This window comes from Methylomarinum vadi (assembly GCF_000733935.1).
Taxonomy (GTDB): Bacteria; Pseudomonadota; Gammaproteobacteria; order Methylococcales; family Methylomonadaceae; genus Methylomarinum; species Methylomarinum vadi.
In genome coordinates this window covers 1,710,944-1,731,854 of record NZ_JPON01000001.1, presented here as the reverse complement: position 1 = coordinate 1,731,854, position 20,911 = coordinate 1,710,944, and the positions used below count along the sequence as shown (strand labels likewise).

Below are 20,911 nucleotides of genomic sequence, written 5' to 3'. Positions count from 1 at the left end.
CGTATCGTAAAGAGGTGATTATGGCCGAGATAACGCCACTGACGCCCAGCAGTCCGATTATTCGGCCGCGCCGTATCGAGAGCGATGACAAACGCCGCGGGGAAGAGCGGCCGCCTAAGAAAGAAAAGGACGAAATCGAGCGGGAAAACAATGGCGAGCCGGTACAACATATCGATGAAAGAGTGTAATGAGTGAAATCCTGTTGGCCGCGACGCTGGCCATGCTTATCGTTATGTTCGCTCTATTGTTCTGGTTGTTCGTCGAGCACAACAAATTGAAACGGGTTTGCCGGGAACTGGAGCAGGTCGTCGGCCGCAATAGCAAGGACATTGCCGGTATTTGTTCGGCCGCCGTATCGGTCGACAACCGGCTGCAAGGAAACGACGAACGGCTCAAGGACATCGCCACCAAACTGGCGCAAACGGAAAGGCAAGAACCGCAGGACAATCATTCATCCCATTCCTATCATTCCGCGATACAACGAATTCATCGCGGTGCCGGCCCGGAAGAGCTGGTTCGGGAATGCGGCTTGAGCCGCGACGAAGCGGTCTTGTTGATCAGTTTGTATGGGTTGAAAAAATGAGGACAAGAGGTTTTTGCTGTACGAATCTGAAAAAGAAGTGGACGTTGTTTTCCTGAATTAGAAATTTATCAAAAAAGTCTAACCCGGATATTTCATCAGTCCCTTGAAACCCTATCGAAACCCTCGTTTGTTTTAAAACATGCGATCGTAAGGAGAAATTGAGCGGTCAAAAAGGGAATTAAGCGTTGATTTCCGTTTTTCAGGCGCAACTTCCCCTTACCCCATTGTTTATCAGCGTGCCGGGCACAGCACTTTGTTTGTACTAATCAGGGCACAGGCGCTGACAAACGGATTTAAACAAGGATTGAAACGGATACTGACTGCTGAACAGCAGTCGAATACGACGGGTGTTACGAATGATGACGGCACCGATTTTAAACAATTTCAGGCGAATGGTGGCGCAAGTGGCTGTTGCTAGTTCGGTGTTGTTGAGGGCGATTCGGCGAATCGCCTGGATCAGGGTATAGGCCAAGGTGGATAACAGCAAACGAAACTGATTCGGCCACCACAGGCTGCAACTGGTGCGGTCGGCAAACAGATCCAATTGTTGCTCTTTAATCCGGTTTTCCATGTCGCCTCGCGCACAGTAAACGGTTTCATAGAGTGTTTGTACATCGCCGCCCAGATTGGTTACGACATAGCGGGGATTACTCCCTTGGCTCATGTGTTCGGCCTTAAGAATGACACGGCGTCGGCGTTTCCAGGTGCCGGCTTTATAGTGGAAATCGGTAAAGAGACGCTGTTTCTGCTGTTCGCTTTGGAACTGTTGCCGGGCTTGTTCAATCCAGGGTTGGCTTAAGCGCGTTAAGCGTTTATTTTTGGCCAACCCGACAATATAGTGAACGCGATGCCGCTCGCACCAACTCAGCATCTTATGGCGACAAAAACCGCCATCGCCGCGAAACGTGATGTCAACGTCCGGCCAAGCCTGACGCAAGCGCCGAACCAGCAAAGCCAGAATCGCCCAGCTGTGCTTGGCGCCATCAATATTGCTGGGACGTAGATAACTGACCAAGCAGTGATGGCCGCAAAAGACATACAACGGCAGGAAACAATAGTGCCGATAGTAGCCATGAAAAAAACGTCCGTCCTGTTCGCCATGAACCGGATCGTCGGTGGCGTCGAAATCCAGGATCAACGATTTCGGCGGTGTCTCATACGAAGCGATAAACTGTGCCAGCAACTCCTCATGAACTCGCCACATCAAGGCGCGATCCGCCTGCTGCTCAAACCGGCACAAGGTGGATCGGCTGCCCAATGTCTGATCCTTTTCCACCGCCGTCTGAAAGGCGATATCATTTCTGAGCGTGTCATGATCATTCAAATCCTCATACCCACACGCCAAGCCATAAACCCGTTGACGGAGCAGGTTGATCACAGAGTGTTGCACGCGGTCAGGGGCTCTGGCGTCAGGAATCTGCGCCGCTATCCGTTCGGTTAATCCTAATTGCTGGTCAATCGCTCTTAACAACAGCACACCGCCATCACTGGTGATCGCTCCACCACTGAATTGGGCGTCTATTTTACGGCGTTTTAAGGGAGGAAATTCTATCTGAGCTGGAGTACAATTTGTCATGGGCAAGTTGTTGGTTAAATTCAATATAAGTAACTGAATTTTATCAAATATCAACAAACTTGCCCGCCTCTATCATGAAATATTCGGGCTAAGGCGATGACGACCTCGACCTAAAAGCAGAAAAATTAACTTGCATGAGTTAAGCGCTTTTTTCTTTTGGCCACTAGCATAAGGTGAGGCAAATGATTAACGTAAACGATCCAAATACGGTACATGAGTGGATTAACCAGAAACAACGGCTCGAAACCCAGCTCTCATGGGAATTGTTAGAGATTTTTAACTCAAATACGGCAGGGTTGATCGATCATCTTCGCATCATGGCGAGGGAGGTTCTGGATGAATTAAGAGAGTTGAAAAGATCGTCTCCCATTGCCAGTGCCGCCGTTACCCAGGCTTGGCAGTCGCAAATCAATATCGTCCAACTCTGCAAAAAATATCCGGCTGGCTTCAATTCCATTCAGGTCGAGCAATTAGACGCTCAGGACTGTTCGGATCTGATCAGATTGTATGGAGAATTTATTGAAAAAGGCGGAGCGCTTGGGGCTCGCGGCGCAGCTGGTCCGCGAGGCGATTATTCCCTTCAAGACAGTATAAAATCCAGTTACCGAGGCGGATCAGATCGTTGGAACAAAAATCCTGCTGCCGGTTATGGTCGACAACGGACGAGTATCCAACCGGGCCTACAATCCACTTCAGATGTACATAGTTTTCTGATCTCCCAACAAGGCGGAGCCGCCCGCTTCAAATTGCTGGATAAGAGTACGGTAAATCGGGTGGATCAAGTTTTTGGCTTAGTACCCCTGGCTGACATTTCCGGCACGACGACTGATAGCATCTACTTTATGGAAAGATTTGCGATTCACACCGGCGGTGACCCCGTTTTTCAACTTCTACCATTGGCTACCATCGTTGCGGGAGGACACCATTCGCTATTGGAAGTGGCCTTATCGCTGACGATCAACAGAATTGTCGATTATCGAATCGGCTTCTACACTACTCTTTTCCCTGCCATGGGACGTTTGGGAGCAGGCAGAATTCGCAGTGTCTTAACCACCGCCCAAGAACATCATCATAACCGCCATATGCTCGTTTACTACGCGGATGGTGACAATCCGTCCGTGGCGGGAGTTCCCAGCGGCTGTTTCCTTTACGAAAGACAAGATCACTGGGCTTTCAGGGATTTCGCCAAGTGCGTCGAAATACTCGATAGTTTCCCTTTTATGCCGGCATGGCCCAACGAGGCTCAATTGAGGGATTTTTGTAGAGCAAGACGGCTACGAACACCTTGACAATAACTCATTTCTCACCCTTGTTTTCCTAAATTGAATATTCGGACATGGGGAAAGCGTTCTCAATATGTTAATCAAGCGACTATCCCTAGGTGCTTGCCGATAAAATCCCGCAATTGTCCGGCCAAGTCCTCGCCATCGATATCCTCGGCGATGGCGAATTTTTGCCGGTTCTTACCGTGGACTATCAACTTATAGTGTCTGATTTGTTTGACGCCCTGGCCGGTGCTGCCTGAGGATCTTATTTCTATATGGTTTATGTGACGGCTGGCCAGGGAATGGGATTGAATGGGAATGAACAAAAGCCGGCGCAGGGCGGTGATATTGCCGTTGCTTAGGCTTACGCGGAGATTGTTGAAGGGTAGGTAGATCGCCGCGATGGTCGCGACCAGGCCGACCAGTGCGAACGGGATGGAGAAGATCAGCATGAAAATACTCATCATGCCGTCTCCGGCAAAATTCTGATTGATCATAAAGGCCGCGAAATCGAAACCGCAGGCAAAAATCAGTGCGAACATCGTCAGCAGTTTGTTTCTGAACATCGGATAATAAAACAGATGTTTTCCGCCCTCATTTTTATAAATTAACGCTCTGGCCAGCGACGTGCTGGAGAAGTCGCCGCGTTTGATGGCGGCCAATGAGGCGAGCGCCTTTTCTTTTCTATTTTTCTTGGCCTGGGCGCTGTTGTCATGGCGAATAAACCGGGCATGCGCATTGGTCTGGAAAACCGGAATATTGTATTGCCGGTTTAACGGGATACCATCGATCTCGGCGGACAGGCTAAGCCGCCAAAAATAGTAGTCGCCACGCTGTTCGACATCCGCTTCCGGTAATCCTTCCGGGACATCGAAACGAAATTCCAGGCGCACGCCCCGTCCGCCGGCTTCGGCTTCGGCGAACCCTTCTTCGGCCCATTTGACGCTTTCCCGGCGACTACGGTTATCGCCCGACCCGGAAACATAAGTGTTCACGCATTCCAGGGTGACTCTGTAGGGAATACGGAAGTCTGAGACTTTAGGCAATAACAGGCTACCGCCGACATGGCCGCCGATCGAACCGGGAAAAGGGTCCAGCTGTAATTCGATGATACCGAAGCGGCGCCATTCTCGCGTCATCTTCCAGGCCTTGCTTAATAAAAACAGACCAACCAATGGGAACAACAGGCCGAGCAAGGCGGCATAGTTATTCTTGTTCAATTCGTCTTCCAACACGAACAGAATCGGCATGCTGATCGCGCTCCAGAAGATGGCGAATCCCCACATGAAATACAGGCTGGTTTTGGCATTGGAAAGGATTCGGTTGCTCCGCCATTCTTTTTTGTCCAGCCAGGGAGTGGCTGACGGAGAACGGCGAGGCCCGGAAGATGCTGGATTTGTTGATTGTTGGTATTGTTCGGCTTGGTGCCGGACAAAGTCGAGAAAACTAACGTTGTTCGAAGTGTCCGCCTGCTGCCGCCATTGCCGCCTAAGTTCGAGCAGTGAGGGTTTATTTCGTCTACTGCGTACGGTCGGGGTGGGGCGAAGGCTGGCATAAGCAATGCCCAGGCCGATCAAAACAAAAATCGAACAAAAACCGGCCATCAGCGCGAACAAACCCCAGCGCATGTCCCGGTCTATGACGGCTTGGGCCGGGTCAGCGGGGTCATACCAGATCGGTACCGCCTGGCCGTTTTCTTTCAACCATTGCAGGTGTCGAGTCAGATCTTGGTGGTAGGAACCGATATTGTCCTCGCTGGTAGCCACATAAACGCGGTCGTTTTGGTATTCGATGCCGGCAATGCTATAGCGATAATTTGCCTCCGTCTTGAATTCGGAGCCGGCAACATGGAGTAATGTCGCGTTCGCCGGTTGCCAATGGCGCATGGCATGCCAGTAGCGGTAGGTCGGAATTGCCGTTTCCAATGCAATCATGATTCCGCCGCCGGCGAAGGCGCAGCCCAAGAGCAGGCCGAACAGCATGCCTATTATTTTCATCGAGTTGCCATCGATTGACAGTAAAGAGCCATGAAACGCAATTTAGCCTCTTTACATTGACGCATAGGCCGCGCAAGCTTGATAAAGCGCTTGTAACACCTGTTTATCGTGGCTGAAACGACAATTTGTTTCCTGCTTGTGTTCGAAATATTTGCCGCTCTGTTGCTGGCCTAGCGGATCGGTCGCCAACCAGACCGGCGTTTCGGCGCCCTGGTCGGGGGATTCGTGGCCGCCGAAGCCTAGATTGTTGCTCAAGGTGGAATTGACGTCGCCGGGGTGACAGGCATTGACGGCGATCCGGTAGGGACCGAGTTTTTCGGCGAAAGCCTTACTCAGCATGCGGTCGGCCTGTTTCGATTGGCGGTAGGCTAGGTCGTTATCGTAACGCCGGCGTTTGAATTCCAGGTCGTCCAGATCGAGCCCGCCGGCCCAGTAGCTGGCGACATTGACGATGCGGGCGGGCGCAGAGGCCCGCAATACCTCGCGGAATTCCTCGATCAAGTGGAAATAGCCCAGTACATTGGTGGCGAACTGCAGCTCGATGCCTTCGGGCGTTTCCTGCCGGGTGCGCGGCGTGCAGGCGGCGTTGTTTATCAGGGTATGTAATGGACCGGTCCAGCGCGCCGCCAATGCGCGAATCTCCGCCAGTCTGCTCAGGTCGGCGAGCTCGTAGCGTACGTTGGGGTTGTTCGTTGCCGAGACGATTTCATCGACGGCACATTGGCCCTTATCGGGGTTGCGGCAGACCAGGACGACGTCGGAATTCGGTGTCGCGGCCAGTCGCCGGGCGATGGCCTTGCCGATCGCCCCGGTCGCGCCGGAGACGAGAAAAACAGTGCGGCCGTTGGAGTGGGATGACGATGCGAGTTGAGACTGGGCCATGGCTATGGGAAATCGAATCACTTTTCAAAAGCATAGCATGAACTTAAGAGGCGGCAAGTAATGTTGCCGCCGATATAATGTCGATGCAGGATCAGAGATCGATATCGATACCGACCGGGCAATGGTCCGAACCCATGATATCGGGCGAAATAAAGGCGTCGGTAATTCTCTCGAGCAGCGCGGCGCTGGTCAGTACATAGTCGATCCGCCAACCGATGTTCTTGGCTCGGGCATTGGCGCGAAAGCTCCACCAGCTATAGGCGACGGTGTCGGGATGGAAATGGCGGTAGGTATCGACAAAGCCGGCTTCGAGAAAGCGGCCGAAGCCGTCGATCTCGGCCTGGGTGTAACCGGCCGTTTTATTGTAATTCGGCTTGGGCCGGGCGATATCGATTTCCTGATGGGCGACATTGAAATCGCCGCAGACGATCAACGGTTTTTGTTGTTCCAATTGTTTCAGATAGGCGAGAAATTCCACATCCCAGATTTGCCGGTAATCGAGCCGTACCAGTCCCTGCCCGGAATTGGGAATATAGACGTCGACCAGGATGAAATTTTCGAATTCGGCGGCGATGACGCGGCCTTCCCGGTCGTGTTCGTCGATGCCGATATCGTTGAGGATGTTCAGCGGCTGTTGCCGGGTCAGCAGCGCGACGCCGGAATAGCCCTTGCGCTCGGCGCTGTTGGAAAAAACATGATAGCCGTCGATATTTTCCAGCGCGGTGGCGACTTGCTCGGGCTGTGCCTTGGTTTCCTGTAGCAAAACGCAGTCGGCATCGAGGCCGGCTAAGGTTTCGGCGAAGCCTTTTTTTTGTACCGCGCGGATGCCGTTGACGTTCCACGAAATGATTTTCATCGTAAGTTCTTTCGCTTAGTGTTCAGTTGCTGCTGCCCGGCAAAGGCGGAGTTATGCCGGGCTAGTTCGTTAAGCCCAGAGTTAGGCCGAAATTTGCGCCGCTTCCTTGGCGCGGCGGGTGATTTCGTCCCAGTTCTCGGCGTCGACCAGATCGGCCGGAGCCATCCACGAACCGCCGACGCAAGCGACGTTTTTCAAGGCCAGATAATCGGCCGCGTTTTTCGGGCTGACGCCGCCGGTCGGACAGAAAGTCACTTGCGGCAACGGGCCGCCGATCGATTTCAGCATCGGTACGCCGCCAGCTGCTTCGGCCGGGAAGAATTTCATTTCGGTGATGCCTTTTTCCATCAGGCGCATCACTTCGCTGGGGCTGATGACGCCGGGCAGAATGGGTACGCCCGAGGCGATGGCCGCATCGATCAGGTTTTCGGTCACGCCGGGGCTGACCAGAAACTCCGATCCGGCAGCAATCGCTTGTTGCAGCGTTTCGGTGTTGATCACGGTGCCGGCACCGACGATCGCGCCCGGCACTTCGGCCTTGATTTGCTTGATCGCGTCCAGCGCCACCGGCGTGCGCAGGGTGATTTCCAATACTTTCAAGCCGCCTTCGACCAGGGCGTGAGCCAGGGGCACGGCGTGTTCGAGGCGGTTGATGACCATTACCGGAATCACCGGCGAGGTATGCATGATGTCTTTGATGGCTGTCATAGAGGGTTGTCGTTTGATATTGTGTAGGTTGGGTTAGGCGCTAGCCGTAACCCAACGTATTTGCTGGTAAAATTTCTTAATCTACCGGAAACAGATTCGAAGCGCCGGTTTCCGCAGTCGATGCGCCTAAACGGAAATTGCCGAACATTTCCCGTCCCATGCCGTAATGGTGGTTGGTGGTTTGTTTCGGCCGCGGTTCGCGGGCGTCGAATTCGGTTTCGTCGACCAAGGCATTGACGTCGCCGGTTTGCAGATTCAGCGAAATGATATCGCCTTCTTGGACTTTTGCCAGCGGCCCGCCCATTTCGCATTCCGGGCATAAATGGATCACCGAAGGCACCTTGCCGGAAGCGCCGGACATGCGGCCGTCGGTAACCAACGCGACATTAAAGCCCTTGTCCTGCAACACGCCAAGTGGCGGCGTCAGTTTATGCAATTCCGGCATGCCGTTGGCTCTCGGGCCCTGGAAGCGGATCACCGCGACGAAGTCTTTTTCCAGTTCGCCGCGCTTGAAGGCGGCCAGGAAGTCTTCCTGGTCGTCGAACACCACCGCCGGTGCCTCGACGATTTGATGGTCCGGCGAAACGGCGGACAATTTGGAAACACCGCGGCCCAGGTTGCCTTGCATCACATGCAGGCCGCCGGTGGCGTTGAACGGTTTTTCAACCGTGCTCAGCACTTCGGTATCCAAGGAGGCGGAAGGGCAAGGTTTCCACACCAGTTTGCCGTCTTCCAGCTTAGGTTCCCGGGTATAGCTGTTCATGCCTTTTTCGTCGGCGACGGTCAGGATGTCCGCATGCAGCAGGCCATGTTTCAGCAGTTCGGCGATCAAGACGCCCATGCCGCCGGCGGCATGGAAATGGTTCACGTCGGCAGGACCGTTCGGATAGATTTTGGTCAATTGCGGGATGACTTTGGACAGGTTGTCGAAGTCGTCCCAGTTCAACGTGATGCCGGCAGCGCGTGCGATCGCGATCAAATGCATCGTGTGGTTGGTTGAACCGCCGGTCGCGAGCAGGCCGATTACGGCGTTGATGATCGCCTTTTCATCGACCATGTGGGCGATCGGGCGGTAATCGTCACCCAGTGCGGTGAATTTAATGACCTGGCGAGCCGCCTGTTTGGTCAGTTCGTCGCGCAGCGGCGTATAAGGATTGACGAATGAACTGCCGGGCAGATGCAGGCCCATGATTTCCATCATCATCTGGTTACTGTTGGCGGTGCCGTAGAAGGTGCAGGTGCCGGGCGAATGATAGGAGGCCGATTCGGCTTCCAACAATTCCTTGCGGCCGATTTTGCCGACGGCGTAGGCCTGGCGGGCGCGCGCTTTTTCCTTGTTGGTCAGGCCGCTGGGCATCGGGCCGGCCGGCACGAACACCGCCGGTAAATGGCCGAAGCTGAGAGCGCCGATCAACAGGCCGGGTACGATCTTGTCGCAAACACCGAGATACAGGGCCGCGTCGAACATATTGTGGCTCATCCCGATAGCCGTCGCCATCGCGATCAGGTCTCGGCTGAACAGCGACAATTCCATGCCGGGCTGGCCCTGGGTGATGCCGTCGCACATCGCGGGCACGCCGCCGGCGACTTGGGCGACGCCACCCACTTCATGGACGGCTTCTTTGATCAACTTGGGAAAATCCTTATAAGGTTCGTGCGCCGACAGCATGTCGTTATAAGCGGTGATAATGGCGACATTGGCTTGCTGGTTGCCGGTCAGGGCGGCTTTATCCGCTGCGCTACAAGCGGCGAAGCCATGGGCTAGGTTACCGCAAGGCAATGTGGATCGATTAGGGCCTTCCTTGGACTGTTTGTCGATGTGTTTCAGGTAAGCCGAACGTGATTCATGACTGCGTTCGATGACCTCTTGTGTCACTTTTTCTATCGTGGGGTGCATAATGCATTCCTCTTGGTATTTGTGATCGAGTCGAAGCGCCCCCTCCTGAGCCGGAGATAGTGGGCGCTTATAATGATTGATTAAGGCGCCCAGTAAAGTTCGACCGGCACTTTATTCTGGCGCAGGATCGCGCGTACCGGCATGTCTTCGACAGCGCCGTCGGCCTGGGCTTGTTTAAACACGGCCAGTTTTTCCACGCCGGTCAGTAGGATGATCAATCGTTTTGAATGGAGCAGACCGTTCAACGTCAGGGTCAGGCGTTCGGTATTGGGGCCGGTCACCTCGCTTTGTTGCGCGGTGATGGGCGCAGTCAGTTGAGTATTGTCCTCCGCCAAGGCTTCGCTTAAGCCTTGGGCATGGGGGAATAGAGACGCGGTGTGGCCGTCGTTGCCCATGCCCAGTATCGCTACGGTAAACGGTTTGGGAATGGCCCGATAATGTTGCTCGCTTTCGGCGCAGCCTTCCAAGGCGGTTTCGGCGGCGGTTTTCATGCCGGTAAAAGTGGCTTCAGCGGCGTTATTGATCAACAACGTGCGCTCGATCAGCGCTTCGTTGCTGGCGTCGTGATCCTTGTCGACCCAGCGTTCATCGACCAAAGCAACATGGATTTTCGACCAGTCCAGATCGCTTTCCGACAAGGTCTGGTATAGCGGTGCCGGCGTGCCGCCGCCGGAAACCATGAAACTGGCTTCGCCCTTGTCGGTCAGGGCCTTGTCCAGATGTCTTTGGCAGGCCAGGGCCAATGCGCTGAATAAGCTGTCGCGGTCTTCGAATAGAAATTGTTTAATCATGATAATGTCCTATTGTTTTGTTAGCCTTCCCAAGCGCGGCCATCGCGAGCCAGCAGTGAATCGGAAGCGATCGGCCCCCAGGTGCCCGCCGGATAAGGTCGCGCTTCTTCGTTGGTTTTGGCCCAGGCTTTTTGGATCGAATCGATCCAGGTCCAGGCCTGCTCGATTTCCTCGCGGCTCAGGAACAGGGTCGGGTTGCCGCGCAGGGCTTCCAGGATCAGTTTTTCGTAACCGCCGAACAATTTGTTTTTCTTGAAGGCCTCGGAGAAACTCAAATCCAGCTTGGTTTTCTGCAGCTTGATGTCGCCATCGATGCCCGGAACCTTGTTCAACATTTCGATTTCCACACCTTCGTTGGGCTGAAGATGGATGATCAGTTTGTTCGGCGGCAGATGTCGGAAGCTGTCCTTGAAGATGTTGTGCGGCAGTTGTTTGAAATAGACGACGATTTCGGTGCGCTTGTAATTCATGCGCTTGCCGGTACGCAGATAAAACGGCACGCCGGCCCAGCGCCAATTGTCGATATCGACCCGCACCGCGACGAAGGTTTCCGTCGTGCTGTCGGTGTTGGCGCCTTCCTCTTCCAGATAACCCGGCACCGGCGTGGCTTTTTGGAAGCCTTTGGTATATTGGCCGCGCACGGTTTTTTCCTCGACGTTGTTCTCGGTGATCGGCCGCAGCGCCTGTAGCACCTTGATCTTTTCGTTGTGGATGCTGTGCGCCTCCAGATCGACCGGCGGTTCCATGGCGACGAAGGTCAGGATTTGCAGTAAGTGGTTTTGCAGCATGTCGCGTAGTTGGCCGGTGTGGTCGAAGTATTCCCAGCGGCCTTCAATGCCGACTTCTTCCGCAACGGTGATCTGGATATGATCGATCGTATTATGATCCCAGTTGGTGGTGAAGAAGGAATTGGCGAAACGCAATGCCAAGAGATTGAGGACGGTTTCCTTGCCCAGGTAATGGTCGATACGGAATACTTGGTCTTCGTTGAACACTTCGGCGACGACGTCGTTGATCTCGCGCGATGAAACCAAGTCGTGGCCAATCGGCTTTTCCATGACGATGCGCGATTGGTCATTCAGTACGCCGGCTTGATCTAAGCCCTGGCAAATGCTTTTGAACAAGACCGGCGAAACGGCAAAGTAATTGACCAGGACATTGGTTTCCGGATGCAGAACATCGTGCAATTGCTGATATTCTTCCATTTGGGTCAGGTCGATTTTCAGATAGGACAAGCGTGCTGAAAAGCGTTGCCAAATGTCTTCGTCGATGTCGTCGTTGAGGAATGAGTGCAGATTTTTATGCGCGATATCGACGAATTCCGCGTTATCTTTTCGATGTCTGTCGACGGCAATGATGCGGGTTCCGGCTTCCATTAAACCGGCCTTTTCCAATCGGTAAAGGGAGATGAGCAGTTTGCGGGTGGAGAGGTCACCCAGGCCGCCGTATATGACCAAGTCGCAAGGTTTAAATGTTTTGTTTTTCGGCATTAGTGTTTCGTTTGAGAAAGAAGGATTTAGACGCATCTTAACGATGCTATAGCAGGAAAAAAATACCGTGTTCGCACTCGGAACGGACAGTATAAAAGAGAGTGCCCACAGTCCTGCATGGAAAAAAATTCCACTATTATAGTGGGCGTTGTATAAGCGAACAAGTTTCTAGCCGGAGGGCTGTTGCAGGAATGCTTGAAGTTCCTGTTTGGTCGCTAACCCCTCGCGCGCGCCGGTGCGGGTGCAGCAAATGGCTCCGGCGGCGCTGGCATAACGCAAGGTGTCCTGCCAATTCAGTTTGGCCGCGACGGCTGCCGCGAAGGCGCCGTGGAAGGCGTCGCCGGCGCCGGTGCTGTCAATGGCGTCGATCGGGAAGGCCGCAAGGCTGCCGTGTTCCTGGCCGGTTTGCCAGATTAATCCTCGTTGACCCAGCGTGATGACGACGGTCGGTGCTTTTTCCGCGAGTTTGGACAGAGCGCTTTCTTCATTACCGGCGAACTGAACGGCAAATTTTTCCGAACAAACCAGATAATCCACTTTATTCATTAACGCCAAGGTGCCTTGATGGACCGAGCCGGCATCGAGAACGGTAGGAATATTGATGTTTCGGCAATAATCTGCCAAAGGTAGCGATAATTCGGGTTCGTGGCCGTCAAACAGCACGGTTTTGACATCGATACCGGAAAAATCGAGTGCGTTTGCTGGCAAAGGACGGGTGTCTCCTTTGTAATTGATTAGTGCTCTTTTGCCGTCCGGTTTGACGATAATCGCAGATATCGGTGTGGGATTAGCGCCGCGGATTAAGTAAGTATCGGCCACGCCGTTTTCTATAAATTCCTGCCGGTGTTTGTCCCCATACAGGTCGTTCCCCAAATAACCGGCAAAGGCGGAATGAAAGCCTAGCCTTGCCACGATGACGGCGGCATTGGCGGCCGGCCCGCCGCCTACGCCGTGGCAGCTTTGTGCGAAAAGTTTTTCGTCCTCATCGGGGTGATGGTCAACCGAAAAAATCAGGTCGTAACAGGCATGGCCGACACACAGGACATCGAGAAGGTTTTGCTGAGTGGTCATTCGCTTTGTGTTTCTGCGGCTAAAAAAACGAGATTAGCATTTTTACTATGAAATGCGAAAAGAATGGCAGAAACGGTTCCCGGTTCTTGAGTGTCGGAGATTCGGTTCGGTTGCTTGGGTGGACAGACCGGTAATGCCGAGGTATGCTCGAATTTTTTATGGACTAAAGGAAAAGACGATGCAAATTACTCCTCAGTTATTACCGGAGATGATCGAGGCGATCGATCAAGCGATCAGCGCCAATGCCGAGGAAGTAACGGCCCTGGATCAGGAAATCGGCGACGGTGATCATGTCTATAATTTACAGCGCGGCATCGAAGCGTTGAAATCTCAGGAGCAAGACTTTGCGGCACTGGATTGGGTGGCGGCCTGGCAAAAAATCGGCATGACGATGATGTCTAAAATCGGTGGAGCGTCCGGTTCCTTATATGGTTCCTTGTTTGTGACGATGAGCAAGGCGGCCAAAGACCGGCAAATGGATTTGTCGGTTTTCGCCAATGCGTTTGCCGAAGGGGTCGAATCGATCAAAAAAAGAGGTCGTGCCGATGTCGGCGAGAAAACCATGCTGGATGTTTGGGTGCCAGTAGTTGAGTGCTTGCAGGACGCTGCGTCCGAAGGTTTGTCGGAGTCCGAATTGTTGGATAAAATCAATGAAGTGGCCGAGGCCGGCGTGGAGGCCACGCGAGACATGGTGGCCAAAAAAGGGCGGGCGTCTTTCCTGGGGGAGCGTACCATCGGCCATATCGATGCCGGCGCGAAAACCGCGCAGTTGATGATTGCCGCAGTCTGTTCTGTAGTGGGAAAGCAGTTGTAGGAGCGATACCCTCGTCGCCAACCCAGGAAGGTCGGGTTGCATCATGCAACCCAACAGGGCAATGCCGGGCGTTACCGCTTAACAGCCCCAGCGCAAAGAGGCGGTATTGACCGGCGCATCCCAAAGTTTCAGCATTTCTTCGTCCAGTAGCGTCAAGGTGATGGACGCGCCGGCCATGTCCAATGAGGTGGTATAGTTGCCGACCAGGGAACGACAAATGTTGATGCCGCGCTTCTCCCAATATTGCGCGGCCAAATCGTACAGTAAATGCAATTCCAGTAATGGAGTGCCGCCGAAGCCGTTGACATGCAGCAGCGCTTGTTGGCCTTGCTGCGGTTTTAGTTCGTCGTCGATTTGTTGGGCTATATGTTCGACGATTTCCGTGGCGGAGGCGAGTTTCATCGTTTCCCTCCCGCGTTCGCCGTGAATGCCGACGCCCATTTCCATCTCGTCGGCGGCCAGGTCGAAAGTCGGTTTGCCCAGTGCCGGCACCGTACAACTACTGAGCGCGACGCCCATCGATGCAGTCGCCTGATTGACCTTGTCGCCCAAGCTTTTGCAGGTTGCCAAATCAGCGCCGTTTTCGGCGGCGGCACCGACAATTTTCTCGACAATCAGGGTTCCGGCGACGCCGCGACGCCCGGTGCTGTGATCTTTTGGTAACGAAACATCGTCGTCGATCAGCACGCTGGCATTGTTGCATTCCAGCATTTCCCCAGCGATTTCGAAATTCATGACATCGCCGGCATAATTCTTGACGATAAATAAAACACCGCCGCCGTTTTCGACGGCTTGCGCGGCGGCCAGCATCTGGTCCGGTGTCGGCGAAGTAAAGATTTGCCCAGGGCAGGCCGCGTCCAACATGCCCTGGCCGACAAAGCCGGTATGCAGTGGTTCATGGCCGGAGCCTCCACCCGAAATCAAGACCACTTTACCGTTTCGGGTCGGCTCTTTGCGGCGGACGAAGGTAGGTTCGCTTTGCAGTTGAATGATGTCGGCATGGGCTTTAGCAAAGCCGAGGATGCTTTCGTCGAGCAAGCTGTCAACGGCATTGATGAATTTTTTCATTATCGCGACTCCGGGCAATGATTGACTTTATTTTAATGATTGACTTTATTTTAATGTTAGCCTGTGTGTAAGGCTTGTTCAATGTTTGAAAAATGACGAAGGGCGGCCTGGCGGAAACAAGCGAGCTAGGCGCTGTTATTCCTTCCGCAATTTTTTATTGTTGATATTGGCGCTTATCCTCATTGTTTCAACATTTCCGTCACTTCTCTGATGTCCTGCATCACCCAGGTCGGCTCATAATCGACAGTTGCGATGTCCTGCTGTGACGAGATGCCGCTCAAAACCATCAGGCTGCGCATGTCGGCGCGAACCGCGCCAAGGATGTCGGTATCCAAGCGGTCGCCTATGGCAATGGTCTCGGCTGCGGTAGTACCCAGGATAGCCATCGCTTGCTGGTACATGATCGGCTCCGGTTTGCCGATGACAGTGGGTTTTACCCCGGTAGCCGCTTCCAGCGCGGCCAGGGTTGCGCCGTTGCCGGGAGCGAAGCCGCGTTCGGTAGGCAGCGTGACGTCGCCATTGGTGCCGATAAAAAGGGCACCGGCACGTATGTTTAGCGCGGCAGTGGCTAATTTGTCCCACGACAGTTCTCTGTCCAATCCGCAGACTACGATGTCGGCGCCGGAATCTCTTTTATCGTTTCGGATGTCGTCGATGTCGGTTAACGTAAAACCTTGTTCTAGTAAGGGTAGTTTGGCGCCGCTTTCGCCGATGACGAAAACCCGGGTGCTGTCAGGGTCGTGTTGTTGCGCCAGATAATGGGCGGTTGCCATGCCAGAGGTCAAAATTTCGGAACGCTGGACCCTAACCTGCATTTGCTCGAGTTTATCGATATATTGTTCCAGAGTCAGGCTGGCATTGTTGGTCGCTAATATGAAGGGTAGCCGTAATGCGCGGATTGTACTAAAGAATTCGTTTAACCCAGGCAAGGGAGTGCTGCCCTGCCATAAAACGCCGTCCATATCAATAATCAATGCGTTGATGTTCGAAATTGGTGCCATAGTGTTGTTTATCCGTAATGAAGTATGGTACGGTTCACCGCTGACACCGGTTGCAGGCATCGAGATATTTTCATTTTATGAAATGTCGCCGGAAGGTAGGTGCCGATTGTCGAACCGTTGTGTTGACAGGTCTGTGTGTCACCAGAATGATCATCATTCTAACAAAAATTTAAACATGTAATCTGCCAGTAAATTGACAATCTCACTCTAACTGTTTTAGAGTTTAACGTTAGCTGGTAATTTTATGTTTAAACAATAACTGTAACAAACGGAGCATATAACATGGCAACACCATTAATTCAAATGGCTTTAGATTCACTGGATTTCGATGCAACAGTAGCGCTGGCTGAACAAGTCGCTCCTTACGTTGATATCTTCGAAATCGGTACGCCTTGCATCAAGTACAATGGCCTGAAGCTGGTTGAAGAATTAAGAGCAAGATTTCCGAATCAACTGATTCTGGTTGACCTGAAAACCATGGATGCCGGTGAGTACGAAGCGACTCCTTTCTACGCGGCGGGTGCAGATATCTGTACAGTACTGGGTGTTTCCGGTATGGCGACAATTGGTGGTGTGATCAAAGCAGCTAAAGCACACAACGCTGAAGTACAAATTGACTTGATCAACGTACCAAACAAAGCAGAGTGCGCAAGAGAAGCAGCAGCGCTGGGTGCGCAAATCGTTGGCGTACACACTGGTCTGGACGCGCAAGCAGCGGGTCAAACGCCTTTCGAAGATCTGGCTGAAATTTCTAACCTGGGTCTGGATGTGCGTGTTTCTGTTGCCGGCGGTATCAAGCCTTCTACCGTACAAAGCGTGGTAGAAGCAGGTGCTGACATCATTGTTGTTGGTGCGGCTATCTATGGCGCTCCATCACCTGCAGAAGCGGCTCGCGAAATTCGTGAGTTGGTTGACGCTGCAGCGGCATAATCATGCATAAGCAACTTGTCGTAGACAAGATCAGCGGTATTCTTGGGTCCACTAAGGATTCCTATGAGCAAAAGCTGACATATTTGCTGGACAGAGCCGGAAGAATTTTTATTTCCGGCGCTGGCCGTTCCAAGCTGGTGGGTAATTTTTTTGCCATGCGTTTGATGCATGGTGGTTACGACGTCAGCGTGGTTGGTGAAATCGTTACGCCGAGTATTAAAGTTGGCGATTTGTTGATCGTGATTTCCGGTTCGGGTGAAACCGAGCAGTTGATTTCGTTCACCAAAAAAGCAAAAGAAGTTGGTGCCGATATCATCTTGATTTCTGCGAAAGGCAATTCGACTATTGGTGATTTAGCGGATGAAGTGTTCCAAATCGGTAAGGATGACCTTTATCAAAAGGTTAAAGGCATGCCGATGGGAACCTTGTTTGAACTGTCTACGCTATTTTTTCTGGAAGCAACTGTCTCTCATATCATTCATGATAAAGGGATTGAAGAAGAAGTTATGCGTAGCAGGCACGCTAATCTGGAATAATAAAACGGAATGGCGGGTGGGACTGAGTTCCACCCGTTTTGCTTATACGTTTCAGCTATATCTTTATGGCTCTACTTCACAAAAGGAATTGTAAAATTCAAGATGTGCGGAATGGCATATTGGGAAAATGTCTAATGCCAGCAATTAAGTTTTATCAGGTTCGGCTTCATCGTTGACAATGTATGAATCACTAAGGAGCTGTACTTTTATGCATAAAAAAAATTTAAACAGAGGCGGACACAGGTGAAGAAGAATAGTTTGATAAAAGGTTTGTTGGGCTCGCTGACCACTTTTTCCTTCGATCATGATGCGACTTCTGGGTCAGAAGTAAAACAAGAGTCATCGAGTGGATTAACAGGTGTGGCTCGTTACCTGAATAAAATGCCGTCGGCTACAGGTGTCGACAGATATTTAAAAACGCATAAACATGATCCGGCTACCGGAGTAGCCAGATACATGGCTAAACAGATTCTTGCCGCCGGTAATAAACCTGCGAATACAGGTGTGTCGAAATACATTACCCGGCAAATGATTTCGGAAAAAGAAAAACCGGCGGTCAGCGGCGTGGCACGCTACCTGGTCAAGCAAAGTATCGTTAATCGAGATAAGCCGGTTGCAACGGGTGTGGCCAATTATCTCACCAGACTGGCAAAAGCCGAAAAAGCAAGTGCCCCCGTAACAGGTGTTGGTAAGTATTTATTTGAGCAGGAAAAATCAGCTAGAAAAGCGGCCGCTGCAGCAATAGTGGCCAGAAGTATTGAAGCCGAAGAGAAGGCGGCTCGATTGGCGGCAGAAGAAAAAGCGAAAATGCCAGAGGAAACAGTTGCCCAGGACGATTTCGATCCAGCCGCGACAGGCGTTGCTCAATACTTGGCAAAGCATAGTTCTGAAAATAGAAGGTCGGCGACCGGTGTATCCAAATACATGGCCAAGAAAATAAGTGTGTCGAGTTCCGCCCCTGCAAAAACAAGCGTGGACAAGTACCTGGCTAAACAAGCCGCTCTCGTGAAAGAGGCGCCTACCGGAGTGGCCCGTTATCTGACCAAGCAGATTCTAGTGGAAAGGCATGTCGATACCTCGACTGGCGTGGATAAATACATGGACAGAATAGAGCACGAAGCGGGTGCGAGACCTAAAATCAGTGGGGTCGCCAAATATCTTGCCAGGCAAGTGATTTTGGCGAAAAATACTCAAGTTACCGTTGAATCGGAACAGGCTGAAGAGGTTTCTGTAGGAGAAGAAATCCAGGAAGAAGCCGCTTCCGAGCAAAACGTAGTTGAATTGACAGGGGTGGCTAAATATTTGGCTGAAAAAGCCAATGTTAAAGTCATTGAAGTTGCTAAGCCACTGACTGGCGTCGAAAAATATTTGCAAAATAAAGCATAATTAGTCCTGGCTTACATAGGATTGGCGAGGAATCTTTGCTTCGGCGAAATTTTTAGTCAGGGCCTAACTATCTAAAAGATCAGCCTTCTTTTTAGAAGGCTTTTCTTTATCATTGGGGCAAGCAGGTTAAATTCGGGCAATTGCCACGTTTGTAATAAAAAAATCAGGCACTCATTGCACGTTAGATTTGCAAGAGGTCGAAGCTTGATTGCCGAGTGATTTGAAGGGGCTGATTGTTTTATTATCAGTAAATAGGGTTTCATTTTAGTCACTTGGCTAAATTTGTGGTCGATAGGATGAGTTGATAATGGCGGATTGTTTGATTTAGGCAACAAATGGCATTTGCTAGTTCAGCTCAACATCGGCGATTCGATAATATTTTCGATTTGCTGCTCCATCTTCATAAATTAACTGATGTGCGTCGTCTTAGCCGCTGTTTAATAATGTTTTATTTAATTGTCTTTCTCGTTTGGTTTGAATAAGAATGTCTATATAGATTGTGCGAGTGGGACTATGCGGCATAGAGGAGAGATGAAATGTATCGGTGCTGTTGTAAATTTGCTAATGATTTAATTGAGGTGTTGCTTGCTGACACTTGGCGATGATCAATAAGCTGGGCGAGAAATAACCGGTCTAAGTGTAAGGAGTTATCGTTTTGTGAGTCACCCCGGAAAATTGACATTTAACCTACTTCTGTTTTAAAGTTCCTTCCGCGAAATAAGTCTGAAACAAAAAACTATAACCAATAACTAACCCTAACGGAGCATATAACATGGCAAAACCATTAATTCAAATGGCCTTAGATTCATTAGATTTCGATGCAACAGTAGCGCTGGCTGAACAAGTCGCTCCTTACGTTGATATCTTCGAAATCGGTACGCCTTGCATCAAGTACAATGGTCTGAAACTGGTTGAAGAATTAAGAGCGAGATTTCCAAATCAACTGATTCTGGTTGATCTGAAAACTATGGACGCCGGTGAGTACGAAGCCACTCCTTTCTACGCGGCAGGTGCAGACATCTGTACAGTTCTGGGTGTGTCCGGTCTGGCGACAATCGGTGGCGTAGTAAAAGCTGCAAAAGCACACAATGCGGAAGTGCAAGTCGATTTGATCAATGTACCTGATAAAATCGAATGCGCGCGTGCGTCTGCCGAGTTGGGTGCGCAAATTGTTGGTGTACACACAGGTCTGGACGCGCAAGCAGCGGGCCAAACGCCTTTCGCCGACCTGAATGACATTGCCTCTTTAGGTCTGGATGTACGCGTATCTGTTGCCGGTGGCATCAAACAATCCACCGTACAAAGTGTTGTTGAAGCGGGCGCAAACATCATCGTAGTCGGCGCGGCCATCTACGGTGCACCTTCTCCAGCGGAAGCGGCTCGTGAAATTCGTGAACTGGTTGATGCAGCAGCGGTGTAAACGATGCATAAGCAATTAGTCGTAGATAAAATCAGCGGGATTCTGGGAGCAACGGACGACACATACGAAGATAAATTGACGCAAATGCTGGATTCAGCTTCGCGGATTTTTATTTCCGGGGCGGGTCGTTCCAAGCTGGTCGGTAACTTTTTCGCGATGCGTTTGATGCATGGCGGCTATGATGTCAGTGTCGTAGGCGAAATCGTTACACCAAGCATTAAAAAAGGTGATTTATTAATCATCATTTCTGGCTCTGGCGAGACAGAACAGTTGATTGCCTATACTAAAAAAGCGAAACAGATCGGTGCAAAGATCGTGTTGATTTCCGCTAAGAGTGACTCAAGCATTGGCGATTTAGCGGATACTGTTTTGCAAATTGGTAAAGCGGAACAATACGCAAAAGTGAAAGGCATGCCGATGGGTACCGTTTTCGAACTGTCTACCCTGTTTTTCCTGGAAGCGACCATTTCTCATATTATTCATGAGAAAGGCATCGAGGAAGAGGTTATGCGTAGCAGGCACGCTAACCTGGAATAATGCTGAAAACGGGCGGGAAACCGCCCGTTTCGTTTGCACAGAATCATCGATCGTAAGTTTTTACGATTTCTTAACAGAATTCATAGTTAACAAACAAAATTTA

Annotated in this window: 20 protein-coding genes; 9 read left to right on the top strand and 11 right to left on the bottom strand. The window is 51.6% G+C overall.

Annotated features, from left to right (window positions below; all coding sequences use genetic code 11):
• Positions 1-20 precede the first annotated feature (20 nt).
• Positions 21-188 (top strand): hypothetical protein, encoded by a 168-nt coding sequence (locus EP25_RS23440; RefSeq protein ID WP_160172716.1) that lies wholly within the window; start codon positions 21-23, stop codon positions 186-188.
• Positions 188-583: a DUF2802 domain-containing protein gene (locus tag EP25_RS0108755; protein ID WP_031433523.1), complete on the top strand. Its 396-nt coding sequence runs from the start codon at positions 188-190 to the stop codon at positions 581-583. Before EP25_RS23440 ends, EP25_RS0108755 begins: the two co-directional genes overlap by 1 nt.
• Positions 584-845: 262 nt before the next feature.
• Here EP25_RS0108755 and EP25_RS0108750 read toward each other — a convergent pair whose 3' ends face one another.
• Complete coding sequence (locus EP25_RS0108750; protein ID WP_031433522.1) at positions 846-2,159, bottom strand: IS1380 family transposase; 1,314 nt, start codon at positions 2,157-2,159, stop codon at positions 846-848.
• 182 nt (positions 2,160-2,341) lie between these two features.
• Here EP25_RS0108750 and EP25_RS0108745 point away from each other — a divergent pair, with 182 nt between their 5' ends.
• Entirely contained in the window at positions 2,342-3,448 is a 1,107-nt protein-coding gene (locus EP25_RS0108745; RefSeq protein ID WP_031433521.1) for a hypothetical protein, read from the top strand.
• A gap of 74 nt (positions 3,449-3,522) precedes the next feature.
• On the opposite strand, the gene EP25_RS0108740 is transcribed toward EP25_RS0108745, so the two are convergent.
• The 8 genes from EP25_RS0108740 to EP25_RS0108705 all read right to left on the bottom strand — a co-directional run bounded on the left by EP25_RS0108740 (position 3,523) and on the right by EP25_RS0108705 (position 13,116).
• Positions 3,523-5,421 carry a DUF3592 domain-containing protein gene (locus EP25_RS0108740; RefSeq protein ID WP_084190996.1) on the bottom strand — a complete coding sequence of 633 codons (1,899 nt, stop codon included), beginning with the start codon at positions 5,419-5,421 and terminating at the stop codon, positions 3,523-3,525.
• A gap of 51 nt (positions 5,422-5,472) precedes the next feature.
• Positions 5,473-6,303: an SDR family NAD(P)-dependent oxidoreductase gene (locus tag EP25_RS0108735; RefSeq protein ID WP_031433519.1), complete on the bottom strand. Its 831-nt coding sequence runs from the start codon at positions 6,301-6,303 to the stop codon at positions 5,473-5,475.
• A gap of 91 nt (positions 6,304-6,394) precedes the next feature.
• Positions 6,395-7,159, bottom strand: coding sequence for an exodeoxyribonuclease III (locus EP25_RS0108730; RefSeq protein WP_031433518.1), 765 nt, complete (start codon positions 7,157-7,159; stop codon positions 6,395-6,397).
• A gap of 81 nt (positions 7,160-7,240) precedes the next feature.
• Positions 7,241-7,867 (bottom strand): bifunctional 4-hydroxy-2-oxoglutarate aldolase/2-dehydro-3-deoxy-phosphogluconate aldolase, encoded by a 627-nt coding sequence (locus tag EP25_RS0108725; protein ID WP_031433517.1) that lies wholly within the window; start codon positions 7,865-7,867, stop codon positions 7,241-7,243.
• 76 nt (positions 7,868-7,943) lie between these two features.
• On the bottom strand, positions 7,944-9,764 hold the full coding sequence (gene edd, locus EP25_RS0108720; protein ID WP_031433516.1) for a phosphogluconate dehydratase: 1,821 nt from the start codon (positions 9,762-9,764) through the stop codon (positions 7,944-7,946).
• Positions 9,765-9,844: 80 nt separating this feature from the next.
• Entirely contained in the window at positions 9,845-10,555 is a 711-nt protein-coding gene (pgl, locus tag EP25_RS0108715; RefSeq protein WP_031433515.1) for a 6-phosphogluconolactonase, read from the bottom strand.
• A gap of 20 nt (positions 10,556-10,575) precedes the next feature.
• Positions 10,576-12,045: a glucose-6-phosphate dehydrogenase gene (gene zwf, locus EP25_RS0108710; protein WP_031433514.1), complete on the bottom strand. Its 1,470-nt coding sequence runs from the start codon at positions 12,043-12,045 to the stop codon at positions 10,576-10,578.
• A 168-nt stretch (positions 12,046-12,213) separates the two neighbouring features.
• Positions 12,214-13,116 (bottom strand): carbohydrate kinase family protein, encoded by a 903-nt coding sequence (locus EP25_RS0108705; protein ID WP_031433513.1) that lies wholly within the window; start codon positions 13,114-13,116, stop codon positions 12,214-12,216.
• Between the two features lie 178 nt (positions 13,117-13,294).
• On the opposite strand from EP25_RS0108705, the gene dhaL reads away from it, so the two are divergent.
• Positions 13,295-13,930: a dihydroxyacetone kinase subunit DhaL gene (dhaL, locus tag EP25_RS0108700; protein WP_031433512.1), complete on the top strand. Its 636-nt coding sequence runs from the start codon at positions 13,295-13,297 to the stop codon at positions 13,928-13,930.
• A 78-nt stretch (positions 13,931-14,008) separates the two neighbouring features.
• On the opposite strand, the gene dhaK is transcribed toward dhaL, so the two are convergent.
• Positions 14,009-14,998 carry a dihydroxyacetone kinase subunit DhaK gene (dhaK, locus tag EP25_RS0108695; RefSeq protein ID WP_031433511.1) on the bottom strand — a complete coding sequence of 330 codons (990 nt, stop codon included), beginning with the start codon at positions 14,996-14,998 and terminating at the stop codon, positions 14,009-14,011.
• Between the two features lie 179 nt (positions 14,999-15,177).
• Positions 15,178-15,999 (bottom strand): HAD-IIA family hydrolase, encoded by an 822-nt coding sequence (locus EP25_RS0108690; protein WP_031433510.1) that lies wholly within the window; start codon positions 15,997-15,999, stop codon positions 15,178-15,180.
• Between the two features lie 282 nt (positions 16,000-16,281).
• On the opposite strand from EP25_RS0108690, the gene hxlA (EP25_RS0108685) reads away from it, so the two are divergent.
• The 5 genes from hxlA (EP25_RS0108685) to hxlB (EP25_RS23850) all read left to right on the top strand — a co-directional run bounded on the left by hxlA (EP25_RS0108685) (position 16,282) and on the right by hxlB (EP25_RS23850) (position 20,808).
• Positions 16,282-16,929: a 3-hexulose-6-phosphate synthase gene (hxlA, locus tag EP25_RS0108685; protein WP_031433509.1), complete on the top strand. Its 648-nt coding sequence runs from the start codon at positions 16,282-16,284 to the stop codon at positions 16,927-16,929.
• A 2-nt stretch (positions 16,930-16,931) separates the two neighbouring features.
• The gene (gene hxlB, locus EP25_RS0108680) at positions 16,932-17,465 is read left to right on the top strand and encodes a 6-phospho-3-hexuloisomerase (RefSeq protein ID WP_031433508.1); all 534 of its coding nucleotides are present in this window, start codon (positions 16,932-16,934) and stop codon (positions 17,463-17,465) included.
• Positions 17,466-17,708: 243 nt separating this feature from the next.
• A complete protein-coding gene (locus tag EP25_RS0108670; protein WP_152555625.1) occupies positions 17,709-18,851 on the top strand; it encodes a hypothetical protein in 1,143 nt (380 codons plus the stop codon).
• 772 nt (positions 18,852-19,623) lie between these two features.
• Complete coding sequence (gene hxlA / locus EP25_RS23855) at positions 19,624-20,271, top strand: 3-hexulose-6-phosphate synthase (RefSeq protein WP_031433506.1); 648 nt, start codon at positions 19,624-19,626, stop codon at positions 20,269-20,271.
• 3 nt (positions 20,272-20,274) lie between these two features.
• Positions 20,275-20,808, top strand: a complete 534-nt coding sequence (hxlB, locus tag EP25_RS23850; RefSeq protein ID WP_031433505.1) for a 6-phospho-3-hexuloisomerase — start codon at positions 20,275-20,277, stop codon at positions 20,806-20,808.
• Positions 20,809-20,911: the final 103 nt, after the last annotated feature.

What these genes read in the sequence shown, in the direction of transcription:
- EP25_RS23440 (WP_160172716.1), top strand. Translation starts at nt 21, where the DNA reads ATGGCCGAGATAACGCCACTGACGCCCAGCAGTCCGATTATTCGGCCG.
- EP25_RS0108755 (WP_031433523.1), top strand. Translation starts at nt 188, where the DNA reads ATGAGTGAAATCCTGTTGGCCGCGACGCTGGCCATGCTTATCGTTATG.
- EP25_RS0108750 (WP_031433522.1), bottom strand. Translation starts at nt 2,159, where the DNA reads ATGACAAATTGTACTCCAGCTCAGATAGAATTTCCTCCCTTAAAACGC.
- EP25_RS0108745 (WP_031433521.1), top strand. Translation starts at nt 2,342, where the DNA reads ATGATTAACGTAAACGATCCAAATACGGTACATGAGTGGATTAACCAG.
- EP25_RS0108740 (WP_084190996.1), bottom strand. Translation starts at nt 5,421, where the DNA reads ATGAAAATAATAGGCATGCTGTTCGGCCTGCTCTTGGGCTGCGCCTTC.
- EP25_RS0108735 (WP_031433519.1), bottom strand. Translation starts at nt 6,303, where the DNA reads ATGGCCCAGTCTCAACTCGCATCGTCATCCCACTCCAACGGCCGCACT.
- EP25_RS0108730 (WP_031433518.1), bottom strand. Translation starts at nt 7,159, where the DNA reads ATGAAAATCATTTCGTGGAACGTCAACGGCATCCGCGCGGTACAAAAA.
- EP25_RS0108725 (WP_031433517.1), bottom strand. Translation starts at nt 7,867, where the DNA reads ATGACAGCCATCAAAGACATCATGCATACCTCGCCGGTGATTCCGGTA.
- edd (WP_031433516.1), bottom strand. Translation starts at nt 9,764, where the DNA reads ATGCACCCCACGATAGAAAAAGTGACACAAGAGGTCATCGAACGCAGT.
- pgl (WP_031433515.1), bottom strand. Translation starts at nt 10,555, where the DNA reads ATGATTAAACAATTTCTATTCGAAGACCGCGACAGCTTATTCAGCGCA.
- zwf (WP_031433514.1), bottom strand. Translation starts at nt 12,045, where the DNA reads ATGCCGAAAAACAAAACATTTAAACCTTGCGACTTGGTCATATACGGC.
- EP25_RS0108705 (WP_031433513.1), bottom strand. Translation starts at nt 13,116, where the DNA reads ATGACCACTCAGCAAAACCTTCTCGATGTCCTGTGTGTCGGCCATGCC.
- dhaL (WP_031433512.1), top strand. Translation starts at nt 13,295, where the DNA reads ATGCAAATTACTCCTCAGTTATTACCGGAGATGATCGAGGCGATCGAT.
- dhaK (WP_031433511.1), bottom strand. Translation starts at nt 14,998, where the DNA reads ATGAAAAAATTCATCAATGCCGTTGACAGCTTGCTCGACGAAAGCATC.
- EP25_RS0108690 (WP_031433510.1), bottom strand. Translation starts at nt 15,999, where the DNA reads ATGGCACCAATTTCGAACATCAACGCATTGATTATTGATATGGACGGC.
- hxlA (WP_031433509.1), top strand. Translation starts at nt 16,282, where the DNA reads ATGGCAACACCATTAATTCAAATGGCTTTAGATTCACTGGATTTCGAT.
- hxlB (WP_031433508.1), top strand. Translation starts at nt 16,932, where the DNA reads ATGCATAAGCAACTTGTCGTAGACAAGATCAGCGGTATTCTTGGGTCC.
- hxlA (WP_031433506.1), top strand. Translation starts at nt 19,624, where the DNA reads ATGGCAAAACCATTAATTCAAATGGCCTTAGATTCATTAGATTTCGAT.
- hxlB (WP_031433505.1), top strand. Translation starts at nt 20,275, where the DNA reads ATGCATAAGCAATTAGTCGTAGATAAAATCAGCGGGATTCTGGGAGCA.